General features: G+C 43.4%; 4 protein-coding genes. 1 reads left to right on the plus strand and 3 read right to left on the minus strand.

Annotated elements, in window-relative coordinates:
* Nucleotides 1-88 precede the first annotated feature (88 nt).
* The 3 genes from HWQ41_RS19090 to cax form a co-directional block, all read right to left on the minus strand.
* A complete protein-coding gene (locus tag HWQ41_RS19090) occupies nt 89-1,261 on the minus strand; it encodes a DarT ssDNA thymidine ADP-ribosyltransferase family protein (protein ID WP_292766074.1) in 1,173 nt (390 codons plus the stop codon).
* Nucleotides 1,258-2,427, minus strand: coding sequence for a serine/threonine-protein kinase (locus HWQ41_RS19095; RefSeq protein WP_292766076.1), 1,170 nt, complete (start codon nt 2,425-2,427; stop codon nt 1,258-1,260). Before HWQ41_RS19095 ends, HWQ41_RS19090 begins: the two co-directional genes overlap by 4 nt.
* Nucleotides 2,428-2,645: 218 nt before the next feature.
* Nucleotides 2,646-3,737 (minus strand): calcium/proton exchanger, encoded by a 1,092-nt coding sequence (gene cax / locus HWQ41_RS19100; RefSeq protein WP_292766079.1) that lies wholly within the window; start codon nt 3,735-3,737, stop codon nt 2,646-2,648.
* A 523-nt stretch (nt 3,738-4,260) separates the two neighbouring features.
* Here cax and HWQ41_RS19105 point away from each other — a divergent pair.
* Nucleotides 4,261-6,978, plus strand: a complete 2,718-nt coding sequence (locus HWQ41_RS19105) for a DUF3536 domain-containing protein (protein ID WP_292766082.1) — start codon at nt 4,261-4,263, stop codon at nt 6,976-6,978.
* Nucleotides 6,979-7,069 lie beyond the last annotated feature (91 nt).

The raw sequence follows: 7,069 nt of genomic DNA on the forward strand, positions 1-7,069 counted from the left end.
ATGCTATGGAAGATGTGCTTCGCACAGCGTCCTAATCGCCTTGTCCGTTGCTATATTTTCAAGTTAAGCGATTATACTAACCTGCAAATCAAGAATGATTCAGCAAGTAATCATTAGTTAAGTATTTGGAATCAATTTGATGTTCCCGTGGAAGATAAATTGCAACCGGAATTCCTATATTATGCAAATAACGACACATTAGCGGTCCTACTTCCTGCCAATTTAAGTTGCCTAAACCACAACCCAAAGCTGGCATTGCTAAAGACTGAATACCAATTTCATGACAATTGTTTCTAACCCAGTCTAAGCCACCTTCAATGTCCTCTAAACGGGAGTTGTCTCGCCATTGTCTTTTAGTAGCAAACGACAAGAACCACTTTACAGCATTGGAGGTGACAAGAGGAAGGCTAAGATCAGCTAGTTCTTGGTCTAAAGAAGCTTCACGTTTATAGAGATAGGGTTTTGTCGCAGTCAGCTGTTTATTCCGGCAAGCATCTTGATAAACTACATATACGTCAGGAAACTGATATTTTGCCCGTGATGCTAATCCTTTGCCCATTATGCCTTGAAGATTAACACTAATCGTCAAAGTTTGCATATTTGAAAAAAACATATCCCCATCAATCAAGGAAATATTAGTCCCAATACGGCTGGCAGATATGGGTTGGAAAAACATATTTGGTTCAGTAACAACAGGTATTTTAGCTGAACCGATAATTGTTTCGACTCGCTCTTTAGCCTTATAGTCTGCTACAAAAATTGAATGAACAAGTTCTGGGCTGATTTGCTTAGGAACCAAGCACTCAGCCATTATTTTTCGTTTAGAACCATCAAGATCATTCCACCACTCATTTTGATTAATTTTCCATTGTTTCTGAAGTATTTCTCTTCCTTCCTTAATAGCAAAAAATTGAGTTGGGTCACTGGCAGCATTTCCATCTGTAATTAGTCCTCCTGCTGCTGCGAGTACATCGGGTTTGACTCCAATAACAGCAATGTCTCTTTTGTCTTTTTCATTAACCACCCGATACATCATTGGGTTACGTGGCTGAAAGTATAAGTTAGCGTACTCCCACAAACTACTCTTTGCAGGTGTAGACTTGTCTTTACGTTTGCTAACAATTCCACTATCGTAAATTGGTGTATATGAAACTCCCAACTCCTCAACTTTTTTGTGGGATAATATACCTCTTTGAAGTATCGAGGGTAGATTTTCAATATGTGTGATGTAATAGAGGCTTTTAATATCTGGCTTTTTCATTGATTTGGTGTGTTATTTTTCCCAAGATATTTAGCTTTTAATTCTTCTAATTCTTCATCTATTTTGCTTTTAATAGAAGCCTGAGATATTGGATTTGGTGGCTGTATTTTATTTGGTTGAGGTTTGCTGCTACCCAAAAATTGGGTTTTCATTTCCTCTAATTCTTTCTCAACTTGACTAGGAGATTTCGATACAAAAGTGGGTGGAGAATTTGGTGGCGATTGAGGGATAGGTTTTGGTGCTATCGCTGGCGTGGCTGCTACTTGCGAGTGTTGATTTAAGTCTTTGAGAACTTCATCTACTGTTTGATAACGCCGAATTGGGATACTTTCTAGCATCTTGTTAAGAATGCGACTTAACTGATTACTAATGGGAGTTTGCAAGTATTGCTGCCAAACCCATGTACCGTTGTTGGTATCATAGGAATCGAAGGGCGATCGCACTGTTAATAAATTAATACAAGTAGCACCCAAACTGTAAATATCGCTGGCGAAAACAGCCCTACCTCTCATTTGTTCAGGTGCAACATATTCTGGGCTACCAATACTAGTACCAGTTTGATTTAAGGCAGCGCCAGTGGCAGATTTAGCAGCCCCAAAATCTACTAATACTAGTTTGCGTTGGGCTTTGCCCTTGCCGTAGGTATCGCTCTCGCGAATAATATTTTCTGGCTTAATATCGCGGTGAATTACGTGTCTGGCATGACAAAATTGTAATACTGATAATAAATCATTTAGTAATTGCCAGATTTGCGTTTCACTAAAAGCACCTTGATGTGCTAATTCCTGGGCTAAGTTTTGCCCGTCGATAAATTCTTGTACAAGATACTGCCGATCTTCTTGGGTAAAATATGCCAGTAGTTCGGGAATTTGGGGATGTTTGCCCAATTCATCTAACTGCACCGCTTCTTGGTTAAATAACTCTACGGCTTTTGCAAGAGTGTTAGTGCCTTGGGATTGGGGATAAAATTGCTTAATCACGCAGTGTGGTTTTGAGGGTTTATCCTCATCCACAGCTAAGAAGGTTTTGCCAAAACCACCTTGTCCGATTGGTTTGATAGCACGATAACGTTCTTTGAGGAGTAACTTGGAACCGCAAGTCCGGCAAAACTTGACATCATTAGGATTTTCCGGCTTGGGACAATGGGGATTAAGGCAGTAGCTCATACAGGCGATCGCTCTTATATGTCTCTATTTTCTCCTGTCCCAGGTAAAAGGGTGTAATCAACAGATTTTGGATTTTAAATTTTGGATTTTGGATTTGTGTCACCCACAAGGGGTAAAAACTCGTAGCGGGACGTTAGTCTGACATGAACCAAAAGAATCTAAAATCTAAAATTAATCAAGAGCGATGTCTACGACGGGCTACGCCTACTCACTGCTAACTACCCCACAGCATCCATAACTGGATGGAAGTAGAAGGCGAACCCCAATACTGTATAGGCAGCTAATAACAAAGTGCCTTCCAGCCAATTGGATCTACCATCGGAACTAATACTGTTTGCAATCAACACTGACACAACCACAGCTACTAATTCAAAAGGTTTGAAATCCAAATCCATTGGTTTACCCAATATCCGCCCTGCTATAACTAACACGGGCGCGACAAATAGGGCAATCTGCATACTTGATCCCACAGCTACCGAAAGGGAAAGATCCATCTTATCTTTCATCGCCACGGTGACTGCTGTGGCGTGTTCAGCCGCGTTACCGACGATCGGAACCAAAATCACCCCTGTAAACAGCGTCGTCAAACCTAGCTGAGATGTGGCTACTTGTAAAGAATCGACCAGCATTTCTGACTCAATTGCCACTAGCAAGGTACATACTAGCAGCACGCCAACCCACAACGCCATATTTGGTTTAGCGTGAGGGATTTCCTCTGCTTCTATCTCCGCTACACCCACATCATATAAATAGGAGTGGGTTTTCATCGAAAATATCAGCGTTAGGGCATAAACCAAGATTAAAACTACAGCAACAGCAATGGAAAGATTTTGCAGTGTTTGTTGGTTAATTCCTTGAGAAGTGTAATTCATCGCCGTTGGCATCAAAATGGCAATCACCGCCAAATTCATCGAAGCAGCATTCACCCGCGCCACAATTGGCTGAAATGTCTGTTCTTTGTAGCGCAGTCCTCCCAAAAGCATGGAAAAACCCATCACCAGTAGTAAGTTGCTAATAATCGATCCCGTGATACTGGCTTTGACTACATCTATTAACCCAGCGTTCAGGGCTATTAGGGCGATGATTAGTTCTGTAGCATTGCCAAAGGTGGCGTTTAACAAGCCCCCCAATGATGGCCCTACTACGACAGCAATTTCTTCTGTGGCTGTACCCATCCAAGCTGCTAAGGGTAGAATCGCTAATCCAGCTGTAATGAAAACTATCAATTCTCCCCACTCCAGAAAGTGGGCTGCTAGAGAAACCGGGATAAACAGCAATAAAACGAAAAGAATAATGTTTTTGGTTGACATTTGTTGTCTTAAGTTGAGGGTATCTTATCGGAGAGTTGTAGGGGCAATTCAAGAATTGCCCCTACAACTCAGTACTCAGCACTTCCATAGGATACTCTCAACCGTCTATAGACTAATTCAGAAATTGTACTGTTTTCAGTTCACTGCTGCGGATGTTGTGTAAAATAAGATTGCGATATAATGAGTTTTTGTAATCTTTTGTTGCAAAAGTATGAATTTGAGCCAAAATTATACACCAGAAATGGGGTTTAATAAATTATAAAGACAATTAAAATTTTGATTGGCGCCCAAGAAGAGAAAACCCTTAACTGAGGCTTTGTTCAATGGCTAATTACTTTGAGCCTTCAGGGAAAGGGCTGTGCGATAACGCAGATTTCCCCCTACAATAAAACCACTTTGTCGAAAATTTGGTTGGATTCCATAGTTGTTGTTTATAGCGGATTTTGTGTGAAAACCATTGTAGAAAGGTTTACGCACAACGTTTTCGGTGCAACTGCAAGTTTTTTGTTTTGGATAAATATACATGACTTCTGCTGCTGAAATGCCAGCTAGCTCTGGCTCAACGTTAACATTACATTCAGATCCCAATAACACCAAAGAAACCGATCCCCTGAGAAAGGCTAATGGTGTTTATGTGACGGTGCATGGTCATTTTTACCAGCCACCAAGGGAAAACCCTTATCTGGACGCAATTGAACGCCAACCGAGCGCTGCACCTTTCCATGACTGGAATGAGCGGATTCATTGGGAATGCTATCGCCCAAATGCTTTTGCCAGAGTCTTAAATGACCAAGGCGAAGTGGTGGGGATCGTCAACAATTATGAGTATTTTAGTTTTAATATTGGGCCAACGCTGATGTCGTGGCTAGAACGCTACGATGTGGAGGTTTATCAGCGAATTTTAGAGGCGGATACGAAGAGTAGCGATCGCTTGCATGGTCACGGCAATGCGATCGCGCAAGTATACAATCACATCATCATGCCTCTGGCGAACGAACGCGACAAATATACCCAAATTCGCTGGGGTAAAGAAGACTTCCGCTCCCGCTTTGGACGCGATCCCGAAGGTATGTGGCTAGCAGAAACTGCTGTAGACTATGCCACCCTAAAAGCTCTTGTTACTGAGGGTATTCGCTTCATTATCCTTGCACCCTCTCAGGCGCTGCGTTGTCGTCCCCTCCCCACTCAAGATCATCCCCATCCTGAATGGATCGAAGTCGGTGGTAGTCAGATTGATTCCACCCGTCCCTATCGTTGTTATTTGCAGCCCACACTAGATACTTCATCTTCACCTCTGAGTGCGATCGCCACTAGCCCCAAGGAAAGTAGTACAGAAGAATTACCCTACATTGATATCTTCTTCTACGATGGCCCGATATCGCGGGACATGGGTTTTAGTGATGTTGTTTATAATTCCAGTCACTTTACCGGACGTATCGGTTCAGCAGTACGTGGGGATCATCGTCCAGCACAGTTGATTTCTGTGGCTACGGATGGGGAAACCTTTGGACACCACAAAAAGGGAACTGAGAAAACTTTAGCCTACGCCTTTACCAAAGAGTTTCCCCAACAAGGTTGGACGGTGACGAACTTCGCCCACTACCTCAGCTTAAATTCTCCTAGTTGGGAAGTGGAATTGAAATCAGTCACAGCCTGGAGTTGCGCTCACGGTGTCGGCAGATGGGAAGATGACTGTGGTTGCGGTGGAGAGGGCGGTGTTTGGCATCAGAAATGGCGTCGTCCCTTACGTGATGCCCTAAATTGGCTGCGGGATCAGCTAACTGAGGTGTATGAGGAACATGGCAGACAGTTATTTCGTGATCCCTGGCTAGCACGAGATGAATATATTCAAGTAATGCGCGATCGCTCTGCTACCAATGTCAACCGTTTTCTCTCCCGTCATCAAACCCACAAACTAACCGCAGCCGAACAAGTAGACGCTCTGCGCCTATTGGAAATGCAGCGTCACGCTTTGTTGATGTTCACTAGTTGCGGTTGGTTTTTTGAAGAAATTTCCCGTCCAGAAGGGACACAAATTCTGCGCTACGCCGCCCGTGCTTTGGAATTGGCAGGGGATGTGGCAGGTGTGCAGTTGGAAAAAGGCTTCGTCAAACGTCTTGGTTTAGCCCCCAGTAATGTGGATGACTTCAAACACGGTGCGGAAATTTATCGGCAACTGGTGCTAACTGCCCAGCTTGGCTTTAAGCAAGTAGCAGCCCATTACGCCATTACTTCCCTGTTTAGCAATCACAAACCAGCAGAGACGCACAATTCCCTGCCGAGAAAAGATGCTGCTGATAAACAGTCTGGGCGTTACCATAAGCGGGTTTATTGCTACGCTGCCAATGAGCTAGATTACCAACTGCAACGGATGGGATCGCTAACTCTGGCTGTCGGAAATTTAAAGCTGGTATCAGAGATTACTTGGGAAAGTGAGCATTTGGTATTTGCGGTTCTGCATTTGGGAGGCTGGGATTTCCACTGCTGCATTCAACAATTTACTGGGCGGCGTGACTACAGCCAATTAAAAGAAAAGCTGTTTCGGGCACTGCAACAAGCTAGTGCGGCTCATACTATTTTGGTGATGACACAGCTATTTGGAGAAGAAGCTTTCAGCTTGCAAAATCTATTTGCTGAAGAACGCCACCGGATTATGGGGCTGCTTAGTCAGGAAACACTGACACGTTTAGGACAGTTGTATACCCAAGCCTACCGCGATAATTATGGTGTGCTGATGGCGTTTCATCGCGATGAAATAGCAGTACCGCAAGAATTGCAGGTGGCAGCAGATATTGCTTTAGGGCATCGCTGTTTGATGACATTGCGATCGCTTGAGCAAGAGATCGCTGATCCCCAAAAGAGTTGGAATCACATATTAGAATTAGAGGCGATCGCTACGGAAGCAAAACATCTGCGTTGTCGGCTGAATATTCCCGATGGTAAGCAGATGTTAGAGCAATTAATAGCGCGATCGCTCTGGCAATTGTTGCACGATGCCAATGGTAGTTTTAATGCAGATATCCAACTATTGGAGAGATTGATTGATGTCGGGGATCAACTAAATATTGACATTTCCCTACAGCGATCGCAAGAACTATATTTTAGTTGTCTGCACAGTCAGATAGCGCCGGTGTGTGTCATTAACCTTGCTAACCAAGGAGATAATCAGTGTCTTCAGTTGCTCAAGTTGGGCAAAAAGTTAGCCGTTGATGTCAGCATGATTTCAAATCAGTTGGGATAAATGTAGGGGCGCACCTCTGTGCATATGTGTCAACTAAACGTAAAAGCCAGTCTATAACCAGCTTTTAGAGATTGTCTCGTTCCCAGTCTCT

Origin of the sequence: Nostoc sp. NOS(2021) (assembly GCF_017115025.1) — a bacterium.
GTDB lineage: Bacteria > Cyanobacteriota > Cyanobacteriia > Cyanobacteriales > Nostocaceae > Nostoc.

Coding starts and splice junctions, on each gene's coding strand:
- HWQ41_RS19090 (WP_292766074.1), bottom strand. CDS start 1,261: ATGAAAAAGCCAGATATTAAAAGCCTCTATTACATCACACATATTGAA.
- HWQ41_RS19095 (WP_292766076.1), bottom strand. CDS start 2,427: ATGAGCTACTGCCTTAATCCCCATTGTCCCAAGCCGGAAAATCCTAAT.
- cax (WP_292766079.1), bottom strand. CDS start 3,737: ATGTCAACCAAAAACATTATTCTTTTCGTTTTATTGCTGTTTATCCCG.
- HWQ41_RS19105 (WP_292766082.1), top strand. CDS start 4,261: ATGACTTCTGCTGCTGAAATGCCAGCTAGCTCTGGCTCAACGTTAACA.